Annotated in this window: 25 protein-coding genes; 16 read left to right on the forward strand and 9 right to left on the reverse strand. The window is 58.3% G+C overall.

What is annotated here, in order from left to right:
• Positions 1-181: 181 nt before the first annotated feature.
• Complete coding sequence (locus tag ACM6IQ_RS26795) at positions 182-1,402, reverse strand: CaiB/BaiF CoA transferase family protein (RefSeq protein WP_017335810.1); 1,221 nt, start codon at positions 1,400-1,402, stop codon at positions 182-184.
• Between the two features lie 13 nt (positions 1,403-1,415).
• A complete protein-coding gene (locus tag ACM6IQ_RS26800) occupies positions 1,416-2,597 on the reverse strand; it encodes an acyl-CoA dehydrogenase (RefSeq protein WP_017335809.1) in 1,182 nt (393 codons plus the stop codon).
• Between the two features lie 157 nt (positions 2,598-2,754).
• On the opposite strand from ACM6IQ_RS26800, the gene ACM6IQ_RS26805 reads away from it, so the two are divergent.
• The 11 genes from ACM6IQ_RS26805 to ACM6IQ_RS26855 all read left to right on the forward strand — a co-directional run bounded on the left by ACM6IQ_RS26805 (position 2,755) and on the right by ACM6IQ_RS26855 (position 12,845).
• On the forward strand, positions 2,755-3,654 hold the full coding sequence (locus ACM6IQ_RS26805; protein WP_017335808.1) for a LysR family transcriptional regulator: 900 nt from the start codon (positions 2,755-2,757) through the stop codon (positions 3,652-3,654).
• A gap of 435 nt (positions 3,655-4,089) precedes the next feature.
• Complete coding sequence (locus tag ACM6IQ_RS26810) at positions 4,090-5,211, forward strand: Re/Si-specific NAD(P)(+) transhydrogenase subunit alpha (protein ID WP_017335807.1); 1,122 nt, start codon at positions 4,090-4,092, stop codon at positions 5,209-5,211.
• A 15-nt stretch (positions 5,212-5,226) separates the two neighbouring features.
• Positions 5,227-5,550 (forward strand): NAD(P) transhydrogenase subunit alpha, encoded by a 324-nt coding sequence (locus ACM6IQ_RS26815; RefSeq protein ID WP_017335806.1) that lies wholly within the window; start codon positions 5,227-5,229, stop codon positions 5,548-5,550.
• Entirely contained in the window at positions 5,550-6,983 is a 1,434-nt protein-coding gene (locus ACM6IQ_RS26820) for an NAD(P)(+) transhydrogenase (Re/Si-specific) subunit beta (RefSeq protein ID WP_017335805.1), read from the forward strand. Before ACM6IQ_RS26815 ends, ACM6IQ_RS26820 begins: the two co-directional genes overlap by 1 nt.
• A gap of 180 nt (positions 6,984-7,163) precedes the next feature.
• Entirely contained in the window at positions 7,164-8,657 is a 1,494-nt protein-coding gene (locus ACM6IQ_RS26825; protein WP_017335804.1) for an acetyl-CoA hydrolase/transferase family protein, read from the forward strand.
• 319 nt (positions 8,658-8,976) lie between these two features.
• On the forward strand, positions 8,977-9,192 hold the full coding sequence (locus tag ACM6IQ_RS26830; protein WP_007947887.1) for a DUF1127 domain-containing protein: 216 nt from the start codon (positions 8,977-8,979) through the stop codon (positions 9,190-9,192).
• 258 nt (positions 9,193-9,450) lie between these two features.
• On the forward strand, positions 9,451-9,660 hold the full coding sequence (locus tag ACM6IQ_RS26835) for a DUF1127 domain-containing protein (RefSeq protein ID WP_017335803.1): 210 nt from the start codon (positions 9,451-9,453) through the stop codon (positions 9,658-9,660).
• A gap of 145 nt (positions 9,661-9,805) precedes the next feature.
• The gene (locus ACM6IQ_RS26840) at positions 9,806-10,123 is read left to right on the forward strand and encodes a DUF2388 domain-containing protein (protein ID WP_017335802.1); all 318 of its coding nucleotides are present in this window, start codon (positions 9,806-9,808) and stop codon (positions 10,121-10,123) included.
• 107 nt (positions 10,124-10,230) lie between these two features.
• The gene (locus ACM6IQ_RS26845; protein WP_017335801.1) at positions 10,231-10,539 is read left to right on the forward strand and encodes a DUF2388 domain-containing protein; all 309 of its coding nucleotides are present in this window, start codon (positions 10,231-10,233) and stop codon (positions 10,537-10,539) included.
• A 27-nt stretch (positions 10,540-10,566) separates the two neighbouring features.
• Positions 10,567-10,887: a DUF2388 domain-containing protein gene (locus ACM6IQ_RS26850; protein ID WP_017335800.1), complete on the forward strand. Its 321-nt coding sequence runs from the start codon at positions 10,567-10,569 to the stop codon at positions 10,885-10,887.
• Complete coding sequence (locus tag ACM6IQ_RS26855) at positions 10,884-12,845, forward strand: DUF4105 domain-containing protein (protein ID WP_414880269.1); 1,962 nt, start codon at positions 10,884-10,886, stop codon at positions 12,843-12,845. The genes ACM6IQ_RS26850 and ACM6IQ_RS26855 overlap by 4 nt, the downstream gene beginning before the upstream one ends.
• A 113-nt stretch (positions 12,846-12,958) precedes the next feature.
• Here ACM6IQ_RS26855 and ACM6IQ_RS26860 read toward each other — a convergent pair whose 3' ends face one another.
• From ACM6IQ_RS26860 to trpB, 3 genes are all read right to left on the reverse strand, one after another.
• Complete coding sequence (locus ACM6IQ_RS26860; RefSeq protein ID WP_017335798.1) at positions 12,959-13,402, reverse strand: anti-virulence regulator CigR family protein; 444 nt, start codon at positions 13,400-13,402, stop codon at positions 12,959-12,961.
• Between the two features lie 121 nt (positions 13,403-13,523).
• On the reverse strand, positions 13,524-14,336 hold the full coding sequence (trpA, locus tag ACM6IQ_RS26865; RefSeq protein ID WP_414880270.1) for a tryptophan synthase subunit alpha: 813 nt from the start codon (positions 14,334-14,336) through the stop codon (positions 13,524-13,526).
• Positions 14,336-15,556 (reverse strand): tryptophan synthase subunit beta, encoded by a 1,221-nt coding sequence (gene trpB, locus ACM6IQ_RS26870; protein ID WP_017335796.1) that lies wholly within the window; start codon positions 15,554-15,556, stop codon positions 14,336-14,338. Before trpB ends, trpA begins: the two co-directional genes overlap by 1 nt.
• Positions 15,557-15,668: 112 nt before the next feature.
• Here trpB and ACM6IQ_RS26875 point away from each other — a divergent pair, with 112 nt between their 5' ends.
• Positions 15,669-16,562, forward strand: a complete 894-nt coding sequence (locus tag ACM6IQ_RS26875) for a LysR family transcriptional regulator (RefSeq protein WP_414880271.1) — start codon at positions 15,669-15,671, stop codon at positions 16,560-16,562.
• Here the strand turns inward: ACM6IQ_RS26875 and ACM6IQ_RS26880 are convergent.
• Entirely contained in the window at positions 16,559-16,885 is a 327-nt protein-coding gene (locus tag ACM6IQ_RS26880; RefSeq protein ID WP_008027738.1) for a DUF883 family protein, read from the reverse strand. The two genes, ACM6IQ_RS26875 and ACM6IQ_RS26880, sit on opposite strands and share 4 nt — an antisense overlap.
• Before the next feature lie 158 nt (positions 16,886-17,043).
• On the opposite strand from ACM6IQ_RS26880, the gene ACM6IQ_RS26885 reads away from it, so the two are divergent.
• Both ACM6IQ_RS26885 and ACM6IQ_RS26890 read left to right on the forward strand, forming a co-directional pair.
• Complete coding sequence (locus tag ACM6IQ_RS26885; protein WP_010465710.1) at positions 17,044-17,259, forward strand: dodecin; 216 nt, start codon at positions 17,044-17,046, stop codon at positions 17,257-17,259.
• A 122-nt stretch (positions 17,260-17,381) separates the two neighbouring features.
• Positions 17,382-17,603, forward strand: a complete 222-nt coding sequence (locus tag ACM6IQ_RS26890) for a DUF1161 domain-containing protein (RefSeq protein ID WP_017335794.1) — start codon at positions 17,382-17,384, stop codon at positions 17,601-17,603.
• 67 nt (positions 17,604-17,670) lie between these two features.
• Here ACM6IQ_RS26890 and ACM6IQ_RS26895 read toward each other — a convergent pair whose 3' ends face one another.
• Positions 17,671-18,672 (reverse strand): LLM class flavin-dependent oxidoreductase, encoded by a 1,002-nt coding sequence (locus ACM6IQ_RS26895; protein ID WP_008027732.1) that lies wholly within the window; start codon positions 18,670-18,672, stop codon positions 17,671-17,673.
• A 244-nt stretch (positions 18,673-18,916) separates the two neighbouring features.
• On the opposite strand from ACM6IQ_RS26895, the gene ACM6IQ_RS26900 reads away from it, so the two are divergent.
• Positions 18,917-19,348 carry an OsmC family protein gene (locus ACM6IQ_RS26900; RefSeq protein ID WP_414880272.1) on the forward strand — a complete coding sequence of 144 codons (432 nt, stop codon included), beginning with the start codon at positions 18,917-18,919 and terminating at the stop codon, positions 19,346-19,348.
• Between the two features lie 149 nt (positions 19,349-19,497).
• Positions 19,498-19,737 carry a DUF1161 domain-containing protein gene (locus ACM6IQ_RS26905; RefSeq protein WP_414880273.1) on the forward strand — a complete coding sequence of 80 codons (240 nt, stop codon included), beginning with the start codon at positions 19,498-19,500 and terminating at the stop codon, positions 19,735-19,737.
• A gap of 6 nt (positions 19,738-19,743) precedes the next feature.
• On the opposite strand, the gene ACM6IQ_RS26910 is transcribed toward ACM6IQ_RS26905, so the two are convergent.
• Positions 19,744-20,166 carry a hypothetical protein gene (locus ACM6IQ_RS26910; protein ID WP_414880274.1) on the reverse strand — a complete coding sequence of 141 codons (423 nt, stop codon included), beginning with the start codon at positions 20,164-20,166 and terminating at the stop codon, positions 19,744-19,746.
• A gap of 40 nt (positions 20,167-20,206) precedes the next feature.
• On the reverse strand, positions 20,207-20,629 hold the full coding sequence (locus ACM6IQ_RS26915; protein ID WP_017341791.1) for a hypothetical protein: 423 nt from the start codon (positions 20,627-20,629) through the stop codon (positions 20,207-20,209).
• Positions 20,630-20,647 lie beyond the last annotated feature (18 nt).

Raw genomic sequence — 20,647 nt, forward strand, 5'->3', positions numbered from 1 at the left:
TTTGTTTACCAAGGAGTTTTCCGTTTCGACTGCGCCGGAAGTGGGGCGAATTATAGACTTCCAGAATCTGCCGTCAACCCCTGATTTGGCTTTTCTATCAATAACTTGCAGAAAGCCAGGAAACAGCCTGTTTTCCTCTATATAGGAGAGGGAAACCACTCCCTCTATATAGAAGAAATCTTCAGAGCACCCCGGCTTCTTTGAAAGCAGCTACCGCACCAGCGTCCAGACCCAACACTCGCAGCAATACCTCCGACGTATGCTCACCCAGCAAAGGAGGAGCATTGCGGTACTCCACCGGCGTCTCGGACAGGCGAATCGGGCTTGCCACCTGCGGCACCATCCCTGCCAAGGAATGAGGCAGCTCGATCGCCAAACCGCGTGCTTTTACCTGAGGGTCGGCAAACACCTGCGCCAGATCATTGATAGGGCCACACGGCACGCCAGCCTGCTCCAGCTGCGACACCCACTCAGCCGTAGTCTTGAACACCGTAGCCTGGCGGATCAACGGAATCAGCACCGCCCGATTGGCGACCCGCAACGTATTGGTCGCAAAGCGCGGATCATCCGCCCACTGCGGCTGCCCGGCCACTTCAGCAAATTTGCGGAACTGCCCATCATTACCCACAGTGAGGATAAAATCGCCATCTGCCGTAGGAAAGTCCTGATAGGGCACGATGTTTGGATGCGCATTACCCAGCCGCTTCGGCGCGTTGCCCGTCGTCAGGTAATTCATCGCCTGGTTAGCCAGACAAGCCACCTGAACATCCAGCAGTGCCATATCAATATGCTGGCCGCCGCCGTCATGATCCCTGTGAGCCAGTGCCGCAAGGATTGCCACAGTCGAGTAGAGCCCGGTCAGAATATCCGTCAGCGCCACGCCGACTTTCACCGGCCCCGCCCCCTCATCTCCTTCCGGCCGACCTGTGAGGCTCATCAGGCCGCCCAAGCCCTGGATCATGAAGTCATAACCCGCGCGCTTGGCATATGGGCCGGTCTGACCAAACCCCGTGATCGAGCAGTAAATCAGATTCGGGTTCGCTGCCCTGAGCGACTCATAGTCCAGCCCATAAGCCGCCAGACCACCGACCTTGAAGTTCTCGATCAGGATGTCCGACTTGGCCGCCAGCTCACGCACCAGCTTCTGCCCCTCCGGGCGCGTAAAGTCGATGGTTACGGATTGCTTGTTGCGATTGGCCGACAAGTAATAGGCGGCCTCGCTGGTGTTCTCGCCATAGGCGTCTTTAAGAAACGGAGGACCCCAGGCGCGCGTATCATCGCCATTACCGGGACGCTCGACCTTGATCACCTCGGCGCCAAGGTCCGCCAGAATCTGCCCGGACCAGGGCCCGGCCAGCACCCGCGATAAATCCAGTACCCGTAGATGCGAAAGCGCGCCCATGGCCGTTCTCCTATTAATAGAACGCCTGGAGGCCGGTCTGCGCACGACCGAGGATCAGCGCGTGGACGTCATGCGTACCCTCATAGGTATTCACCACTTCCAGGTTGACCAGGTGACGGGCCACGCCGAATTCGTCGGAGATGCCGTTACCACCCAGCATGTCCCGCGCCATCCGGGCAATGTCCAGGGACTTGCCGCAGGAGTTGCGCTTCATCATCGAAGTGATCTCCACCGCAGCCGTACCTTCATCTTTCATGCGACCCAGACGCAGGCAGCCTTGCAGCGCCATGGTGATCTCTGTCTGCATGTCGGCCAGCTTCTTCTGGATCAGCTGAGTAGCGGCCAACGGACGACCGAATTGCTGACGATCCAGGGTGTACTGGCGTGCGGTGTGCCAGCAGAATTCCGCAGCACCCAGGGCGCCCCAGGAAATGCCGTAACGCGCAGAATTGAGGCAAGTGAAAGGGCCTTTCAAGCCACGGACGTCAGGGAAAATGTTCTCTTCAGGGACAAACACGTTGTCCATGACGATCTCCCCCGTGATGGACGCACGCAAGCCGACCTTGCCGTGGATCGCCGGAGCGCTCAGGCCTTTCCAGCCTTTTTCCAGAACGAAGCCACGGATGTCGCCCGCGTCGTCCTTGCCCCAGACCACGAACACGTCGGCGATCGGGCTGTTGGTGATCCACATCTTGCTGCCGGTCAGGCTGTAGCCGCCTTCCACTTTGCGTGCACGAGTAATCATCGAGCCGGGGTCGGAACCATGGTCAGGCTCGGTCAGGCCGAAGCAACCAATCCATTCACCCGTTGCGAGTTTTGGCAGGTACTTCTGCTTTTGGGCTTCAGTACCGAATTCATTGATCGGCACCATCACCAAAGAGGACTGCACGCTCATCATCGAGCGATAACCCGAATCGACGCGCTCGACTTCTCGGGCGATCAAGCCGTAGCTGACGTAGTTCAGGCCGCTGCCGCCATACTGCTCAGGAATGGTTGCACCCAGCAGGCCGACTTCACCCATCTCGCGGAAGATTGCCGGATCGGTTTTCTCATGGCGGAATGCTTCAAGAACACGCGGCGCGAGCTTTTGCTGAGCGAATTGCTCGGCGGTGTCGCGGATCATGCGTTCTTCTTCGGTGAGCTGTTGATCCAGCAGCAGGGGATCAATCCAGTTGAAGCTAGCTTTACCGCCCATGAGTGTGTCCTCTCGTATCGGGTCAAATAACGTGGACTGATCCTAGGCCCGCTTCGGCGTCACCGCAAACGAGGATTTTGCATACTGTTGTGCTAATTTCTCACTCCGAAACGTCGCGAAGCAGCTTTAATGCGATGTATTAGTGAGGTTGACGTACATGCGCAGAAAGATTCCCAGCACCACGGCCCTGATCAGCTTTGAAGCGGCTGCACGCCACGAGAGTTTTACCAAGGCAGCCCAGGAACTTTCACTCACCCAAGGAGCGATTTGCCGACAGATCGCCAGCCTGGAGGAGTTCCTAGGCGTGGAATTGTTCCGACGCTCCCGACGTGGGGTCAAGCTGACGGAAGCAGGACTTTCCTACAGCCGCAGGGTCGCCACCCAGCTGGATGCCGTTGAGCGTGACACGTTGTCGGTCATGGGCCAGCAAGGTGCCAACGTGATCGAGCTGGCGGTTGTGCCGACCTTCGGCACCCAATGGCTGTTGCCAAGACTCAAGGACTTCCAGCAAAAACATCCGGAAGTGACGGTCAACCTCACTAACCGCACCCGCCCCTTCCTGTTTGCCGACACCGATTTCGATGCGGCGATCTATTTTGGTGATGCGGACTGGTCAGGCACTGAATCCCACAGGCTGATGGGCGAAAATCCGATGCCCGTGTGCAGCCCCACCCTACTGGGTAAAAAGACAAACCTTACCCCCACTGAAATTGCCGAACTGCCCCTGCTGCAACAAACCACCCGCCCCTACGCCTGGCGCCAATGGTTCAACTCGCAGAACCTTAATATCCCGCGAGACATGACAGGACCGCGCTACGAGCTATTCTCCATGCTTGCCCAAGCGGCGATGCACGACATGGGGATCGCCTTGATCCCGCCGTTCCTGATTCAGCGCGAACTGGCGGAGAAGCGACTGGTGATTGCGAACACACAGGCACTGTCCAGCATCAAGGCGTATTACTTGATGATTCCTGAGCGAAAGGTCGAATCGGCGTCCTTGAAGGCATTTCGCGACTGGCTAGTTAATCAGGCACAGAGCTACAGCCTAGAGGAATAAAGGCTTATCGGCATTAGCTGACCTCGTAGTCAGCAATTTAAAAGCCCTACAGATGTAAATTTTTGTCGCATATTCGCAGACTGTACCTAGAAGCGGTACAAACGTCCCACAAGCGCCTGAAAACGTGGCCTTGAGCCGCTATTCAATGGCAATACCAACCCATTCACCGTGCCGATGTGTAAATTCTTGTATTTCGGCCAGAATCCTTACAAGGCACGGCCTGCAAGGGATTGAACCGGTTGGTTGCGACATTCGGTCACGGGGTGACTTGTAGTTAATTTTCCGTCACCCGTCATAATCCCTTGAAGGGCACAAAGTTCGCCTGCAAAATGCCGCGCCCCGCCCTGATTTGGCGGGATCGTGCTGATCGGCCGCCCCAGCTGCACCATCCGAAGTGCCTGGGTTTAATCAATAAGATCACGCAGGAGATTTGACGTGCACATTGGTGTTCCTCTCGAAACCCAGACGGGTGAAACACGGGTTGCTGCAACCCCGGAAACCATCAAGAAGCTGATCGGCCAAGGTCATAAGGTCACTGTGCAAAGCGGCGCCGGCATTAAGGCCAGTGTTGTCGACAGTGCTTATGAAGCGGCAGGCGCAATTATTGGCAGCGCCAACGATGCGTTTGGTGCCGAGCTGATTCTCAAGGTGGTCGCCCCCAGCGACAGCGAGCTGACGCTGATTAAAAGCGGCACCGTTGTGGTGGGCATGCTCAACCCGTTCAGCAATGAAACCATTGCCAAGCTGGCTGAGTGCGGCATTACCGCCTTCGCACTGGAAGCTGCGCCGCGCACCTCCCGCGCCCAGAGCCTGGATGTGCTGTCCTCACAGGCCAACATCGCCGGTTATAAATCCGTGTTGCTGGCCGCTCACCACTACCCACGCTTCATGCCGATGCTGATGACCGCTGCGGGCACCGTGAAAGCGGCGCGCGTGCTGATTCTCGGCGCGGGTGTAGCCGGCTTGCAGGCAATCGCTACGGCGAAACGTCTGGGTGCGGTGATCGAAGCGTCTGACGTGCGTCCTGCGGTTAAAGAGCAGATCGAATCCCTCGGCGCCAAGTTCGTCGACGTGCCTTACGAGACCGATGAAGAGCGTGAATGCGCCGTCGGTGTTGGCGGTTACGCACGCCCAATGCCTGCGAGCTGGATGCAGCGCCAGGCCCTGGCGGTGCACGAGCGCGCCAAACAGGCTGACATCGTCATCACCACCGCACTGATTCCGGGCCGCAAGGCACCGACGCTGTTGAGTGCGGAAACCGTGGCGCAAATGAAGCCAGGCTCCGTGGTCATCGACCTCGCCGCGGCCCAGGGCGGCAACTGCCCGCTGACCGTGGCGGATCAGGTGGTGGTCGAGAATGGCGTGACCATTTGCGGCCCGACCAACCTGGCCGGTGAAGTCGCGGCAGATGCTTCGGCACTGTATGCACGCAACCTGCTGGACTTCCTGAAGCTGGTCTTCAACAAAGAAGGCCAGTTCGAAGTGAACCTCGAAGACGACATCGTCGCCGCGTGCCTGATGTGCCGCGACGGCCAAGTCATCCGCAAAAACGCCTAAGCAGGGATTCAGACGATGGAAGAGCTTATCTCCCCCGGTATCTACAACCTGATCATCTTCGTGCTGGCGATTTATGTCGGTTATCACGTGGTCTGGAACGTTACGCCTGCACTGCACACGCCATTGATGGCCGTGACCAACGCCATCTCGGCGATCGTGATCGTCGGCGCCATGCTGGCAGCGGCGCTGACCGTCACGCCTCTGGGCAAGACCATGGGCACCCTGGCGGTGGCTCTGGCAGCGGTGAACGTTTTTGGTGGCTTCCTGGTGACTCGCCGGATGCTTGAGATGTTCAAGAAGAAAGCCCCGAAAGCGGTAAAAGAAGAGGCGTCCAAGTAATGAGCATGAACCTTGTAACGACGCTCTACTTGATCGCGTCCATCTGCTTCATCCAGGCCTTGAAAGGCCTGTCGCACCCGACCACGTCACGGCGCGGCAATCTGTACGGCATGCTCGGCATGGCATTGGCGATCCTCACCACCGTGGGTCTCATCTATAAGCTGGGCGCAGAGCTTGCCACCGCCGGCATCGGTTACGTCATCGTCGGCCTGCTGGTCGGCGGCACGGCCGGTTCGATCATGGCCAAGCGCGTTGAAATGACCAAGATGCCGGAACTGGTCGCCTTCATGCACAGCATGATCGGGATGGCCGCGGTATTCATCGCCATCGCGGCGGTGGTCGAGCCGCAATCGCTGGGCATCGTCAAGCAACTGGGCGATGCGATTCCTGCCGGTAACCGCCTGGAGCTGTTCCTCGGCGCGGCCATCGGTGCAATCACCTTCTCCGGTTCGGTGATCGCGTTCGGCAAGCTCTCGGGCAAGTACAAGTTCCGTCTGTTCCAAGGCGCACCAGTACAGTTCAGCGGCCAACACAAGCTGAACTTGCTGCTGGGTCTGGCAACGCTCGCACTGGGCATCACCTTCATGATGACCGGCAACCTCGGCGCTTTCGCGTTGATGCTGGCCCTGGCCTTCGTGATGGGCGTGCTGATCATCATCCCGATCGGCGGCGCAGACATGCCGGTGGTGGTATCGATGCTCAACAGCTATTCCGGCTGGGCAGCAGCGGGGATCGGTTTCTCGCTGAACAACTCGATGCTGATCATCGCCGGCTCGCTGGTGGGTTCGTCCGGTGCGATCCTCTCGTACATCATGTGCAAGGCGATGAACCGCTCCTTCTTTAATGTGCTGCTCGGTGGTTTCGGCAACACAGCCGAAGCCGGTCCTGCAGGCGCCAAGGAAGCCCGTCCGGTGAAATCCGGCTCGGCTGACGATGCGACCTTCCTGCTGACCAACGCCGATACGGTGATCATCGTTCCGGGCTACGGCCTGGCGGTAGCGCGGGCACAGCACGCACTGAAAGAACTGACCGAGAAGTTGACCCACCGCGGCGTGACCGTGAAGTACGCGATTCACCCGGTGGCCGGTCGGATGCCTGGCCACATGAACGTCTTGCTGGCCGAGGCCGAAGTGCCTTATGACCAGGTGTTCGAGATGGAGGACATCAACTCCGAGTTCGGTCAGGCCGACGTGGTGCTGGTGCTCGGCGCGAACGACGTGGTCAACCCGGCCGCGAAGAACGATCCGAAATCGCCGATTGCCGGCATGCCGATTCTTGAAGCGTTCAAAGCCAAGACCATCATCGTAAACAAGCGTTCGATGGCCAGCGGTTATGCCGGCCTGGACAACGAACTGTTCTACCTCGATAAAACCATGATGGTATTCGGCGACGCCAAAAAGGTCATCGAAGACATGGTCAAAGCCGTCGAGTAAAACCTGCTCCAACGCAATACCCAAAACCTCAGCCTTTAGTAGGCTGGGGTTTTTTTATTCCCCGTGAAACCCGACCAAAGGCTCTAAATCAGGGCTCGGCATTCGACCATGGTAGCGGGACGGATTTTTTTCAAGCCACTAGACTGCACACCTTGCTTCCGTTACCCGAGATAACAACCCATGTACCGTGATCGTATTCGCTTGCCTTCGTTGTTGGATAAGGTGATGAGCGCCGCCGATGCTGCCGCTCTGATTGAGGACGGCATGACCGTCGGCATGAGTGGTTTCACTCGCGCCGGTGAAGCCAAGGCCGTGCCTCACGCATTGGCCGAACGCGCCAAAGTCACCCCGCTGAAAATCACATTGATGACCGGTGCCAGCCTGGGCAACGACCTCGATAAACAGCTCACCGAAGCCGGCGTTCTGTCGCGACGCATGCCATTCCAGGTCGATAGCACTTTGCGCAAGGCAATCAACGCCGGCGAAGTCATGTTCATCGACCAGCACCTCTCGGAAACCGTGGAGCAATTGCGCAACCAGCAGCTGAAGCTGCCGGACATCGCCGTCATCGAGGCCGTGGCAATCACCGAGCAAGGCCACATCGTACCGACCACTTCCGTGGGCAACTCGGCCAGTTTCGCGATTTTTGCCAAACACGTGATCGTCGAGATCAACCTGGCGCACAACCCGAACCTCGAGGGTTTGCACGACATCTATATACCGACGTACCGCCCGACCCGTACGCCGATTCCATTAGTGAAGGTCGATGATCGTATTGGCAGCACCGCCATTCCGATCCCGCCGGAAAAGATCGTCGCGATCGTGATCACCAACCAGTCCGACTCGCCTTCGACCGTGCTGCCACCGGACGTCGACACTCAGGCCATTGCCGACCACCTGATCGACTTCTTCAAGCAGGAAGTGGCGGCCGGGCGAATGACCAACAAACTCGGCCCACTGCAGGCCGGCATTGGCACCATCGCCAACTCCGTGATGTGCGGCCTGATCGACTCGCCGTTCGAAGACCTGACCATGTACTCCGAAGTGTTGCAGGACTCGACCTTCGACCTGATCGACGCCGGCAAGCTGAGTTTTGCCTCAGGCAGTTCGATCACCTTGTCGAGCCGTCGTAATGCCGATGTGTTCGGTAACCTGGAGCGCTACAAGGACAAGCTGGTCCTGCGTCCGCAGGAAATTTCCAACCACCCGGAAGTGGTGCGCCGGCTCGGGATCATTGGCATCAACACCGCGCTGGAGTTTGATCTGTACGGCAACGTCAACTCCACCCACGTCTGTGGCACACGGATGATGAACGGCATTGGCGGTTCGGGCGACTTCGCGCGCAACGCGCACCTGGCGATCTTCGTGACCAAGTCGATCGCCAAGGGCGGCGCGATCTCCAGCGTGGTGCCAATGGTCAGCCATGTCGATCACACAGAGCATGACGTCGACATCCTCGTAACCGAGGTGGGTCTGGCGGACTTGCGTGGCTTGGCCCCAAGGGAACGGGCTCGCGTCATCATCGATAATTGCGTGCACCCGGACTATCGCCAAGCCCTGAATGATTACTTCACCGCCGCCTGTGCACTTGGCGGACACACCCCGCATATCCTGCGTGACGCACTGAGCTGGCACATGAATCTGGAAGAAACCGGGCGGATGCTCGCCGTGTAATTGATACAGATAGCGGCTGACGCAAACACAGTTTCGTCAGCTTGCTACTGTCAGGCAGATAAGTGTTTAAAACTGTACTGCTGTACCGGTCATTTCCTACCGTAATTGCCTACCTTTCCGACCAAAATCCCAATAAATGCACTATATAAGTGCAGATAGGTACAGTTGCCTCAATTTTGACCAGTACACCACTCTTTAACAGTTAACTGGTCCCTCACAATACAGGTGAACTGTATCTAGAGAGACTGGCCAAACGAGAGGATCATTGGCATCAGTTAAACCACTACCTAATCCCGCCACAAGCGGAAGGATGAAAACCATGGAACGTACACTCAGTTCCGATCTGTTCTTCGAAGACACCGCTGCAAAAACCCAGGCTTCCATGCCTCTTCGCGTTATCGCCAACCTGATGCTGTGGCAGCGCCGCATCTCCAGCCGCCACCAACTGGCCCGTCTGGATTCGCGTCTGCTGGCTGACGCCGGGATTAGCGAAGCACAACGCTACGAAGAGCTGAGCAAGCCGTTCTGGCGCTAAGTTAGCGTCGCTGGCTCTGATCCTTAAGATCAACCGCCAGCACCCGAATTGAACAAACAAAACCCGTCGTGGGAAACCGCGACGGGTTTTGTCGTTTTTGGGCCGGAAAATCCCCCCAAACAATAACCCTACCTTTCAACAGGTACAGTTAACACTACAATACAACTGAACCAGTACAATTTCACTTGAGTGAGTCTGTTCCGGGATATCCGGCGGGATCATCATGAAATCCCGACCTGCCCGCAAAAGGACTGCACCATGAATCATCTACTGGAACTTGCCGCTGACACCCCGCAATCGACGCCCCGATTTACCTGGACAAGAAGAATGTTCAGAAGCCTCGCCGACAGCATCGAGAGAGCCAGAACCCGGCGTTTACTGGCGCAACTCAATGGCAGGCAGCTGTCTGACCTGGGCATCAGTCATTCCGATCGTGTCAGGGAACTGGATAAACCGTTCTGGCGCTGAAGTCTCACCTGAACAGACGGGACTGTGCGAACCGCTGTCTACAGGCCTAATATCAATCCAGAACGTGGCGATGACTGCGCGACAGGCGTCTGACTCAACAGATACCGCGCCACCTCTCAATCGGTTCACCCAAAGGAGTTACACCATGTCCCGTCTTCGTCTGCTCAGCGCTGCAGCCCTGCTTGCCGTGGCTGCCAATTCCCACGCCACCAGCTTCATCGTCACCACCGATGCTGTCGTCGGTGCACTCAAGGCCACGTCCGACGCCACTTCCGATGTCACGTCGTCCTTTCGGGATGACAAGATCGTCCGTGCCGCCCGCGATGACGCGGCCAGTTTTGTCGCCAGCGAAGGCGCCATTCGCGGCGTGAAACTGGAAAGCGCACTCGACCACATTCGCCATCAGGCGCCGGGGTTGAATGCAACGGATGCTCAACTGGCTCAGGCTATTCTGACGATCTAAAACGTCATTTCTTCTTGGGACACGCCCAACGTGTCCCAATGTTTCGGCGCTGGCTCTAAACCGGGCGTTGCGCTAGCCTTTGGACTCGCTTTCAACTGTCGAGTCCCATGCGTTTTCCTACACATCTACTGATTACACCGGTTTTCATGGCGGCCTGCTGGGCAGGCACGGCCCATGCCTTTGACCTGACGACACAGGGTCTCGTGGCCACAGGCTACGCCACCAGCATGGTGACCTCCGCCCCTTTCGACCGTAAGCTGCTGCTGGCCGCCCGGGATGACGCCGCGTCATTCATTGCCAGTGACGGCCAATTGCGAGGAGCACAACTGGAATCCGCGTTGGTTTACCTGCGTCGGGTCCAGCCAAAACTTCATGCAAGCGATCTTGAACTGGCACAGGCTATTCTCGTCCAATAGTTATCCTTGTTCCTCCGGAGTCGTTCCATGCGTAGCCCGCTGATTGTCGCCACCCTTGGCCTGCTGTTATTGGCCGATCTGGCCCAGGCGCACACCCTGGTAGCCACCAGTAACATCATCATCAACGCCACCCAGCGAACACTCGATTTCACGTCCGACACCACGACGTCGATCCGTGATTCGAAAATCGTTCGTGAAGCCCACGACGATGCAGCCAGTTTCGTCGCCAGTGAGGGTGAAATCCGTGGTGCGCACCTTGAAGCGGCCTTCAACACATTGCGCACCCGCGTACCGGAAGCCCGGGACGCCAGTGACCAGGTACTCGCCGAAGCCATCCTCGCACTGTGAGGTCGATAAGTGCCTGGCTCCTGGCCGGGGTCGTGTTGCTGCTCGGCAATACGGCCCAGGCCGGCCTGCAATTACATCTCAAGACAGAAGGTTTGAGCCCTGCGGAACAACAGGCCAGCCAGGCGCTGCTTGATGAAGCCATGCAGGCGCTACCGCCGCGGTTCATCGAACAACTCGACCGGCGCATCGACGTCGGCTGGACCGATGACATGCCGAGCAACGCCTACGGCCAGGCATCGCTGGTGTCCGAGCTCGACCTCAACCGCAACCTGCTTGCCAGCCTCACCGATGGCAGCGCTGCAACCAAAAAGACTTATCGTCCTCACGGCACCGTCCGCCGCGAAATGCTGGCCACGGTGCTGCACGAACTCACCCACATTTATGACCGCTCGCGTTTTTGGCCAGCTGCCGAACGCACGCTGATCCAACGCTGCACCCGACGTAACAACAGTTCCGGACTGGTCGGCATTCCGGATGAATGCCGTGGCCAATCTTCCCGACGCTTTACCCTTAGCGATGACCCGCGTCTGCTCGACCTCGCGGGCTGGCCGCAATACGTCGGCCGTCGCGGCGAACGCGAACAGAACAATCGACAGATCGCCCGCAGCCCGGATATTTACGAAACGAGCAGTCCCAAAGAGTTCGTCGCGGTCAACATGGAGTACTTCCTCCTCGACCCGAGCTACGCTTGTCGCCGTCCTGCGCTGTACCGCTACTACAAAGAACATTTCGGCTGGGCACCTGCCGCCAAAGATACTTGCGGCAAATCCTTCGCCTTCCTCAACGCCGGCAACGATTTCGCAAAACAACCCCTGGGCCAGGTCGACCCGGAACGGGTGTATGCCGTGGACTATCTGCTGGCCGAAGCCAACCAGAACTGGGTCAGCCGCTGGGGCCACAGCATGTTGCGCCTGGTGATCTGCGCACCGGGCCGGCCACGCGGGCCGGATTGCCGGCTGGATCTGGATCAGCACCTGGTGTTGTCCTACCGGGCCTTCGTGGGTGACGTACAGCTGTCGAGCTGGGACGGATTGGTCGGCAAGTACCCGTCGCGCCTGTTCGTCCTGCCGCTGGCCCAAGTGATCGACGAGTACACCAAGACCGAATTGCGCAGCCTCGCCTCGGTGCCGCTGAATTTGTCGCGCAACGAGATTGAAGACGTGGTGGAACACGCCGCCGAGATGCACTGGAGCTACGACGGCAATTACTTCTTCCTGTCCAACAACTGTGCGGTGGAAGGCCTGAAGTTGCTACGCAGCGCCACCAACAACGCAAAGCTGGTCGGGCTGGACAACATCATGCCCAACGGCTTGCTGGAAGTGCTCAAGGGACGCGGACTGGCGGATACCAGCGTGCTGGATGATCCTCGCGAAGCGCTGCGGCTTGGCTATCGCTTCGACTCTTTCCGTGATCGTTATCAAGCGATGTTCGAAGTGCTGAAGAAGCACTTGCCGATCAAACAGGACAAGGTCGAAGACTGGCTGGCATTGAAGGCCGAAGAGCGCCGCAAATGGATTGATCAGGCTGACCTGCGCACCAGCGCGGCGTTGCTGTTACTGGAACAGGCCGCCTTCCGACAACAACTGGTGCTGGCTCAGGACGAAGTGAAACAACGCTACCTGGGCGCTAGGGAGTTGAAGAACGGCGGCATGGACAAAGCCAACGCGACGTTGCAGCAGATCCTCGCCAACAGCGGCTTCCTTAGCCGTCCGGCGGAGCTGCTCGGCACTGGCGGTTATGGATTGCCGCAGCCCAGCGAATGGCAACGCCTGGAGTCGGAAAGCAGCCTGCGGCAGAAACAGCTTCAGGCATTGACCGGCGATCTGGACAAAGAAGTGAGAGCGTTGCTCGAACCGAGCCGAGCCGCAGAGATGGCCGCCAACGAAGCCAACCTGAAACAGGTTGGCGAACATTTGCGGAAACTGCATAAAGCATCGGGTGGGTTGGAGTTGCCGTGAACTTCAAAAGATCTCATTCTTCGGCAGCTCCTACACGGGATTGCGATCCTGTGTAGGAGCTGCCAAAGGCTGCGATCTTTTTTGGCATTACGCAAAAGCGCGTCCCTCCAGCACTACAAAACCCCTTCCAGAATTTCATAGACGATGCCGGTACCCACCGCGATCAGCACAATGTCGCCACCCGCGCGCCGCCATTCGTAACCCGGGTAATACGGCAGTCGGCTCAACGCGCGATGATCCAGACGCTCTCCGTAATAACCGCGCGGCAAAGGCCGACCACGTACGAGATGAATGCCGGGAGGTGGCGGCGCGCCGCGTACGAAATAGCCATGATTGTCACGGATCGTCTGACGCACCGGGCCAAAGTCCCGTGGCGGAGGGCCGCCGCGATGGTTGTCCTGCGGGCCGCGATGATCATCGCCGTGGTTGTCGTAATGGCCTTGTTGCTGGCCGCCGCGGTCGTGATCGTCGCGCTGATCGGCGCTGGCGTGCAGCAAAGGGGTGGCACTGAGCATCAGTACGCCCAGGCTGGCAATCAGACGTTTCGGCATTTTCATCAGGTCTTTCCTCACTGCACCTACAGCAAAAAGGGCTTCAGAACGTAGTCCTGAAGCCCTCGGTCTTGCTGTTTAGTCTGTGCCGAGAGGCTCTAATTCCTCTGTATCAGGAACTTTACCTTCAGCTGACGCGGGCCTTACGCACGCCATCGGCCAGCGCCGAGCAAAGACTCAACACGCCATCAATCGCCTGTTCTGGCGTCGATGCATTAGCGATGTGATCGATCAACGCCGAACCCACCACGACACCGTCGGCCAGACGCGCGATAGACGCCGCTTGCTCGGGTGTACGAATACCGAAACCGATGCTGATCGGCAGATCAGTGTGGCGACGCAGACGCGCAACCGCTTCTTCAACGTGCTCCAGCGTCGCCGCGCCGGCACCGGTCACACCGGCCACAGACACGTAGTAGACGAAACCGGAGCTGCCGTTCAGGACTGTCGGCAGGCGTACATCGTCGGTTGTCGGGGTGGTCAGACGAATGAAGTCCAGACCAGCAGCCTGGGCGGGGTCGCACAGTTCACCGTTATGCTCGGGCGGCAGGTCGACCACGATCAGACCATCCACGCCGGCCTCTTTGGCGTCAGCGATGAAACGTGGCACGCCGTACATGTGGATCGGGTTGAAGTAACCCATCAGCACCAGTGGCGTATCACTGTTGCCTTCACGGAACTCGCGCACCATTTGCAGGGTTTTCGCCAGGTTCTGTTTGGCACCCAGGGCACGAATGTTGGCCAGCTGGATCGCCGGGCCGTCGGCCATAGGATCGGTGAAGGGCATGCCCAGCTCGATCACGTCGGCGCCAGCACCGGGCAAGCCTTTGAGGATCGCCAGGGACGTGTCATAGCTCGGGTCGCCGGCGGTGACGAAGGTCACCAGGGCGGCCCGGTTTTGTTCCTTGAGTTCGGCAAAACGCGTTTGCAGGCGGCTCATCAGTGTTTCTCCTGCTTTGATTGTTCCATGTGGTGCATCACGGTTTGCATGTCTTTGTCGCCACGGCCGGACAGATTGACCACCATCAGGTGATCTTTAGGCAGGGTCGGTGCACGTTTGAACACTTCGGCCAAGGCATGGGCGCTTTCCAGTGCCGGAATAATCCCTTCAAGACGGCAGCATTTATGGAATGCGTCGAGGGCCTCGTGATCGGTCACCGAGGTGTATTGAACGCGACCGATGTCATGCAACCAGGCGTGTTCCGGGCCGATGCCTGGATAGTCGAGGCCGGCGGAGATCGAATGCGCATCGATGATCTGGCCGTCGTCATCCTGCAGCAGGAAGGTACGGTTGCCGTGCAGTACGCCCGGTACGCCGCCATTCAGGCTGGCCGCGTGCTTGCCGGTTTCGATACCGTAACCGGCCGCTTCGACACCGATGATCTCGACGCTCTTGTCATCAAGGAACGGGTGGAACAGGCCCATGGCGTTGGAGCCACCGCCGATGCACGCCACCAGGCTGTCCGGCAGACGGCCTTCCTGGGCTTGCAGTTGATCACGGGTTTCCTTGCCGATAACGGACTGGAAGTCGCGGACCATGGCTGGGTAAGGGTGCGGACCGGCCACGGTGCCGATCAGGTAAAAAGTGCTGTCGACGTTGGTCACCCAGTCACGCAGCGCTTCGTTCATCGCATCTTTCAGGGTGCCGGTGCCGGCGACCACCGGAATCACTTCGGCGCCCAGCAGTTTCATGCGGAATACGTTGGCTTGCTGGCGCTCGATGTCGGTGGTGCCCATGTAGATCACGCAGTCGAGGCCAAAACGCGCGGCCACGGTGGCGGTCGCCACGCCGTGCATGCCGGCGCCGGTTTCGGCGATGATGCGTTTCTTGCCCATGCGCCGGGCCAGCAGGATCTGCCCGATGCAGTTGTTGATCTTGTGGGCGCCAGTGTGGTTCAGCTCTTCACGCTTCAGATAAATCTTCGCGCCACCGCAGAACTCGGTCAGGCGTTCGGCGTAATACAGCGGGCTCGGACGTCCGACGTAGTCGCGCTGGAAGTAGGCCAATTCCTCTTTGAATGCCGGATCTTCCTTGGCCGCTTCATATTCGCGAGCCAGATCGAGGATCAACGGCATCAGGGTTTCGGCGACGTAGCGGCCACCGAACGAGCCGAACAGGCCGTTGGCGTCGGGGCCGTTGCGCAGATTAGTCTGGGTCATGGGTCGCTCCAGTTGAATGCGTGAGATGACAATGGAGTCAACTCTACCCCTGACGCCTCAGCCTGAAAACCGATAAGATCGCCACAACCTGTCAGGAAAACTCACAGATCCCATGAGCCACGATCTTCCCCCGCTGAACGCGCTTCGCGCATTCGAAGCCACTGCCCGCCTGAACAGCGTCAGTCAGGCTGCCGAGCAACTGCACGTCACCCATGGCGCAGTCAGCCGACAATTGAAAGTGCTGGAAGCGCATCTCGGCGTGAGTCTGTTCATCAAGGATGGTCGCGGCCTTAAACTCACAGATGCCGGTGTGCGCTTACGCGATGCAAGCGCTGAAGCCTTCGAGCGATTGCGCACGGTCTGCGCTGAACTGACCCAAAGCACCGCCGACGCCCCGTTCGTGCTCGGCTGTTCGGGAAGTCTGCTCGCGCGCTGGTTTATCCCGCGGTTGGGCCGGTTGAATGTTGATCTACCGGACTTGCGCCTGCACCTGTCTGCCGGAGAAGGCGATCTCGATCCCCGTCGTCCGGGGCTGGACGCTTTGCTGGTGTTCGCCGAGCCGCCATGGCCTGCGGACATGCAGGTTTACGAATTGGCCAGCGAACGCATCGGCCCGGTCATGAGCCCACGCTTCGCCGGTTACCAACGGCTTCAACAGGCGCCGGCCAACGCATTGCTGAGCGAGCCGTTGCTGCACACCACTTCACGCCCGCAGGCATGGCCAAGCTGGGCGCAGCAAAGCGGCCTCGACGGCAAAGCGTTGAAGTACGGGCAGGGTTTCGAGCATTTGTATTATTTGCTGGAGGCGGCAGTGGCCGGGCTGGGCGTGGCGATTGCCCCTGAACCGCTGGTGGCCGAAGACTTGAAGGCCGGTCGCCTGGTTGCGCCCTGGGGCTTCAGTGAAACCCCGGCGCAACTGGCGTTGTGGCTACCCAAGCGCGCCGCGGACGGACGCGCTCGGCAACTGGCGCAGTGGCTCAAAAACGAACTGCGCCAAGCAGATTAATCGCCGCGTTTGCACAGCAGGTAAGCCGCGAGCAGACCCAGCGCACCTACAGCGACACCGGCTGTAGTCCAAGGATGTTCCTGGGCGTAGTCCCGAGTGGCAATCCCGGTTTCACGGGTTTTGACTTTGACTTCTTCGTACGCATCGCTGAGCAGATGACGCGAATGCTTCAGGGCGCTCTCGGCGTTGGCTTTCAAGGCCTTGAGGGTTTTACGCGACTCGTCCGAGGCGTCGTCCTTCAGGTTTTCCAAAGACTTCAGCAGACTCTCGATCTCGGCTTCCATGCTTTGCAATGAGGCTTTACGTAAAGAGGTGTTGGCCATGGTGGCTCTCCTGCATTGGTGATGAGTGGCGTGTGTTGGTTGGGACTCCAGGGGTTCGAGAAAGTGCAGTAAATCTGAACTTCTGCGTGGAAGTAGCCGACAGAAGTAATAGGAAAAATCACTGCTAGGCTGTATTTCATACCCCAAGGAGAACGCCCATGACTGACCATCACACTTACAAGAAAGTCGAGCTTGTCGGCTCATCCACCAGCAGCATTGAAGACGCCATCAACAACGCACTGGCCGAAGCCAACAAGAGCATCAAGCACCTGGAATGGTTTGAAGTGACCGAAACCCGCGGGCACATCAAGGACGGCAAGGCTGCACACTTCCAGGTAACGCTCAAAGTCGGGTTCCGGATTGCCAGCAGCTGAGTTTGAGCGAGTCTTCTGAACTTGCGCGCTGGCCGAGTGCCATACGGAATGGCAAAGCGCTACATGAGTGCATCCGGCTGATGGCTGGATGCTCCCTTTGATCCGACCAGAGAGTGCGACCGATGAAGATGTTTATGTTGGCGGTAGGTTTGTTGAGCCTCGCGGGTACAGCGTTTGCTGACGGCAAGCCATGTGAAGAGCTGAAAGCCGAAATTGCAGCGAAGCTCGATGCCCAAGGCGTTTCTGGCTACTCACTGGAAATCGTTGATAAAGGCACGTCCACTGACGGAAAAGTCGTCGGCACCTGTGAGAAAGGTTCCAAGGAAATCGTCTACAAGCGGTAGATGGATTCCGTCGATAACGAAAAAAGCCGACGCGATTGCGTCGGCTTTTTTGTGCGCTGCTTGCGTGTCAGCCTTTCATGACCTGCGCCAGCAGCTCGTAGGAATGCACGCGATCGGCATGTTCGTACAGGTCGCAGGTAAAAATCAGCTCGTCCGCCTGGGTCTGCTCAATCAACACGTCCAGTTTGGCGCGGATTTTCTGCGGGCTGCCGACCATCGCCAGCCCCAGGAAATCATGGACCGCGTCTTTCTCATGGGGCAGCCACAGGCCGTCCATGGTTTTCACCGGCGGACGTTGCACCAGGCTTTGGCCACGCATCAGTGCGAGGATGCGCTGATAGACCGACGTTGCCAGATATTCGGCCTGCTCGTCGGTGTCAGCCGCTACCAGCGGAACACCCAGCATCACATAAGGCTTATCCAATACCGCCGAAGGCTTGAAGTGATTGCGATAGACCCGAATCGCCTCATGCATGAAACGCGGTGCGAAATGGGAAGCGAAGGCGTAGGGCAAACCGCGCTCACCCGCCAGCTGTGCACTGAACAAGCTTGAGCCCAGCAACCAGACCGGGACATTGGTGCCCGTGCCCGGCATAGCAATGATCCGTTGATCCGGTGTGCGTGGGCCGAGGTAACGCACCAGCTCCGCCACATCTTCAGGGAAATCGTCCGCACTGCCGGAGCGCTCACGGCGCAAGGCGCGGGCGGTCATCTGATCGGAACCGGGGGCGCGGCCCAGACCGAGGTCGATCCGGCCCGGATACAGGCTTTCGAGCGTGCCGAACTGCTCGGCAATCACCAGCGGCGCGTGGTTGGGCAACATCACGCCACCGGAGCCGACCCGAATGGTGGACGTGCCGCCGGCCAGATACCCAAGCAGCACCGAGGTCGCCGAACTGGCGATGCCATCCATGTTGTGGTGCTCGGCGACCCAGAAACGGTTGTAGCCGAATTTTTCGACGTGCTGCGCCAGGTCCAGAGAGTTACGCAGGGACTGGGCTGCGCTGCCATTCTCGCGCACGGGCACAAGGTCAAGGGTCGAGAATTTGATATCGGACAGTCGTTTCATAAACCTGCTTCTCCAAATTGAGGACGCAGGTTTTTTCTTGTAAACGAAAACCTGCCGAATCCATAAGCGTGTTTCATGCAATGAGGGCATATACCCGAGTTTCAATAGCCAAGGCAAAAAATCCTACGTAAACGGTAGGATTTATGAGATCAGGTGAACTTTGCACCACCGTCTATCCTCAGAACCCTAGCAACCGAAAACCACGAAGGCGCGACGCTTCGCGCTGGATCCTGAGGAGGCAGACATGGCTATTACCAAGAAAGCATCGGCGCATTGGGAAGGTGATCTGAAAACCGGCATCGGCTCGATTTCCACGGAAACCGGTGTTCTCAGAGAAGCGCCCTACGGCTTCAAGGCTCGTTTCGAGGGCGGCAAGGGCACTAATCCGGAAGAGCTGATCGGCGCGGCCCACGCCGGTTGTTTCTCCATGGCATTTTCTATGATTCTCGGCGATGCCGGTCTCAAGGCTGACAGCATCGATACCAATGCCGAGGTCACGCTGGACCAAGTGGACGGCGGGTTCGCGATCACGGCGGTGAAATTGATCCTCAAGGCGAAAATTCCTGGCGCGACCCAGGAGCAGTTCGAGGAGCTGAGCAATAAAGCCAAAGAAGGCTGCCCGGTGTCCAAAGTGCTGAATGCGAAGATCAGTCTGGATGCCACACTGGTCAGCTAGATCCGCGTTGTCGCGATAAGTGATCGCAGCCTTCCACAGGCTGCGATTTTTTTGCGCTGAAACAAAACCCGGCTGGCGTGACTGTGGTCGAATAAATGACAGCAGCGAAAACGCATCAACCTGCGTGCTGCCTCAAAGGAGCTTCAACCATGAAACGTTTTGTCTTGGCAATTATCTGCGGTGTGCTTACGACCTCAGCGTTTGCAGCGCCCAAAGATTGCGAAGAACTCAAGAATGAGATCGAAGTGAAGATTCAGGCGAATGCCGTGCCCTCCTACACGCTGGAAATCGTGTCGAAGGAAGAAGCCGACAAGCATGACGCCGCGATGGTCGTCGGCACGTGCGACTACGGTAGAAAAGCCATCATCTACCAGAAAAACGAGCGCTGATACGCTTCACATGAGGCAATAGGATTCTCGGTCTTCAGCGACGATTTCGCGCTTGGCGTTATACAACCGAGCGCCGGGCGTGAACGCTATCGAGCGGCCTTCCAGCACATAACGCTGGCCTGCTTCGAAATGCTCGTAGTGGATGGTCAGGTAGCACAACCGCTCCGAAGGACCATTCATCACACCCAAGCCCCCGCCACCGGGCACTTCAAAGTCGAAACGAACGACCAGCTCATGGCTGCCGGGCGTCACCTGGAAGAAACGCCCATCGCGCAATCGCTGCTTGTCCAGTCGCTCCGCCATCAGCAACTTATCGTTGGGGAATGGCGTCGAGAATTCGACCCACGCCATCTGTGGATTGACCGCCGGCAACGGGCTCTGGCAACCGGCGATGGCGCCTGCCGCGAGCAATAGCAACAACCTGCGCATGATGAATGTCCAGAGGATTGGTCATTCAGCATAGCGCTGATCAAGTGCGTTGGCAGCCTGCGGGTGTGCCCTGGCCTATCACTTTTCGCTGTTGGTCGTAGAGCTTGGCCCACGGCCGAAAACCGATATTCCCTGCTTGCAGCTGATATTTCTCACCCGCATGGAAGCCGTTGAATTTCACATTCAGCTGGCAATCGCGCCACAGCGGCTCGGCGTCAGGCCCGATGTTGCTCGGCTCGACCGGGAATTGATAACGCACCGTCAACTCATGGCTGCCGGGTTGCACCTCAAAATAGCGCTTGTCGGTGGAGGCCTTGTCATCGACTTCCAGCGCTTGCAACGCGGTGTCTTGTTGCTGCGTATGGAGATCGATCCACGCTTGAGCGGGATCAGGGTGGGGTAATCCGAATCCTGCACAGCCTGTCAGCATCAACAGGCCTCCCGTCAGCATCATCTTGCGCATAGCGGAGCTCCAGTCAGG

Source organism: Pseudomonas sp. IT-P100 (assembly GCF_949767185.1).
Taxonomy (GTDB): Bacteria; Pseudomonadota; Gammaproteobacteria; order Pseudomonadales; family Pseudomonadaceae; genus Aquipseudomonas; species Aquipseudomonas fluorescens_B.

Excerpts from the sequence above, each read along its gene's own strand:
- ACM6IQ_RS26795 (WP_017335810.1), bottom strand. The coding sequence starts at position 1,402 with ATGGGCGCGCTTTCGCATCTACGGGTACTGGATTTATCGCGGGTGCTG.
- ACM6IQ_RS26800 (WP_017335809.1), bottom strand. The coding sequence starts at position 2,597 with ATGGGCGGTAAAGCTAGCTTCAACTGGATTGATCCCCTGCTGCTGGAT.
- ACM6IQ_RS26805 (WP_017335808.1), top strand. The coding sequence starts at position 2,755 with ATGCGCAGAAAGATTCCCAGCACCACGGCCCTGATCAGCTTTGAAGCG.
- ACM6IQ_RS26815 (WP_017335806.1), top strand. The coding sequence starts at position 5,227 with ATGGAAGAGCTTATCTCCCCCGGTATCTACAACCTGATCATCTTCGTG.
- ACM6IQ_RS26820 (WP_017335805.1), top strand. The coding sequence starts at position 5,550 with ATGAGCATGAACCTTGTAACGACGCTCTACTTGATCGCGTCCATCTGC.
- ACM6IQ_RS26825 (WP_017335804.1), top strand. The coding sequence starts at position 7,164 with ATGTACCGTGATCGTATTCGCTTGCCTTCGTTGTTGGATAAGGTGATG.
- ACM6IQ_RS26830 (WP_007947887.1), top strand. The coding sequence starts at position 8,977 with ATGGAACGTACACTCAGTTCCGATCTGTTCTTCGAAGACACCGCTGCA.
- ACM6IQ_RS26835 (WP_017335803.1), top strand. The coding sequence starts at position 9,451 with ATGAATCATCTACTGGAACTTGCCGCTGACACCCCGCAATCGACGCCC.
- ACM6IQ_RS26840 (WP_017335802.1), top strand. The coding sequence starts at position 9,806 with ATGTCCCGTCTTCGTCTGCTCAGCGCTGCAGCCCTGCTTGCCGTGGCT.
- ACM6IQ_RS26845 (WP_017335801.1), top strand. The coding sequence starts at position 10,231 with ATGCGTTTTCCTACACATCTACTGATTACACCGGTTTTCATGGCGGCC.
- ACM6IQ_RS26850 (WP_017335800.1), top strand. The coding sequence starts at position 10,567 with ATGCGTAGCCCGCTGATTGTCGCCACCCTTGGCCTGCTGTTATTGGCC.
- ACM6IQ_RS26860 (WP_017335798.1), bottom strand. The coding sequence starts at position 13,402 with ATGAAAATGCCGAAACGTCTGATTGCCAGCCTGGGCGTACTGATGCTC.
- trpA (WP_414880270.1), bottom strand. The coding sequence starts at position 14,336 with ATGAGCCGCCTGCAAACGCGTTTTGCCGAACTCAAGGAACAAAACCGG.
- trpB (WP_017335796.1), bottom strand. The coding sequence starts at position 15,556 with ATGACCCAGACTAATCTGCGCAACGGCCCCGACGCCAACGGCCTGTTC.
- ACM6IQ_RS26875 (WP_414880271.1), top strand. The coding sequence starts at position 15,669 with ATGAGCCACGATCTTCCCCCGCTGAACGCGCTTCGCGCATTCGAAGCC.
- ACM6IQ_RS26880 (WP_008027738.1), bottom strand. The coding sequence starts at position 16,885 with ATGGCCAACACCTCTTTACGTAAAGCCTCATTGCAAAGCATGGAAGCC.
- ACM6IQ_RS26885 (WP_010465710.1), top strand. The coding sequence starts at position 17,044 with ATGACTGACCATCACACTTACAAGAAAGTCGAGCTTGTCGGCTCATCC.
- ACM6IQ_RS26890 (WP_017335794.1), top strand. The coding sequence starts at position 17,382 with ATGAAGATGTTTATGTTGGCGGTAGGTTTGTTGAGCCTCGCGGGTACA.
- ACM6IQ_RS26895 (WP_008027732.1), bottom strand. The coding sequence starts at position 18,672 with ATGAAACGACTGTCCGATATCAAATTCTCGACCCTTGACCTTGTGCCC.
- ACM6IQ_RS26900 (WP_414880272.1), top strand. The coding sequence starts at position 18,917 with ATGGCTATTACCAAGAAAGCATCGGCGCATTGGGAAGGTGATCTGAAA.
- ACM6IQ_RS26905 (WP_414880273.1), top strand. The coding sequence starts at position 19,498 with ATGAAACGTTTTGTCTTGGCAATTATCTGCGGTGTGCTTACGACCTCA.
- ACM6IQ_RS26910 (WP_414880274.1), bottom strand. The coding sequence starts at position 20,166 with ATGCGCAGGTTGTTGCTATTGCTCGCGGCAGGCGCCATCGCCGGTTGC.
- ACM6IQ_RS26915 (WP_017341791.1), bottom strand. The coding sequence starts at position 20,629 with ATGCGCAAGATGATGCTGACGGGAGGCCTGTTGATGCTGACAGGCTGT.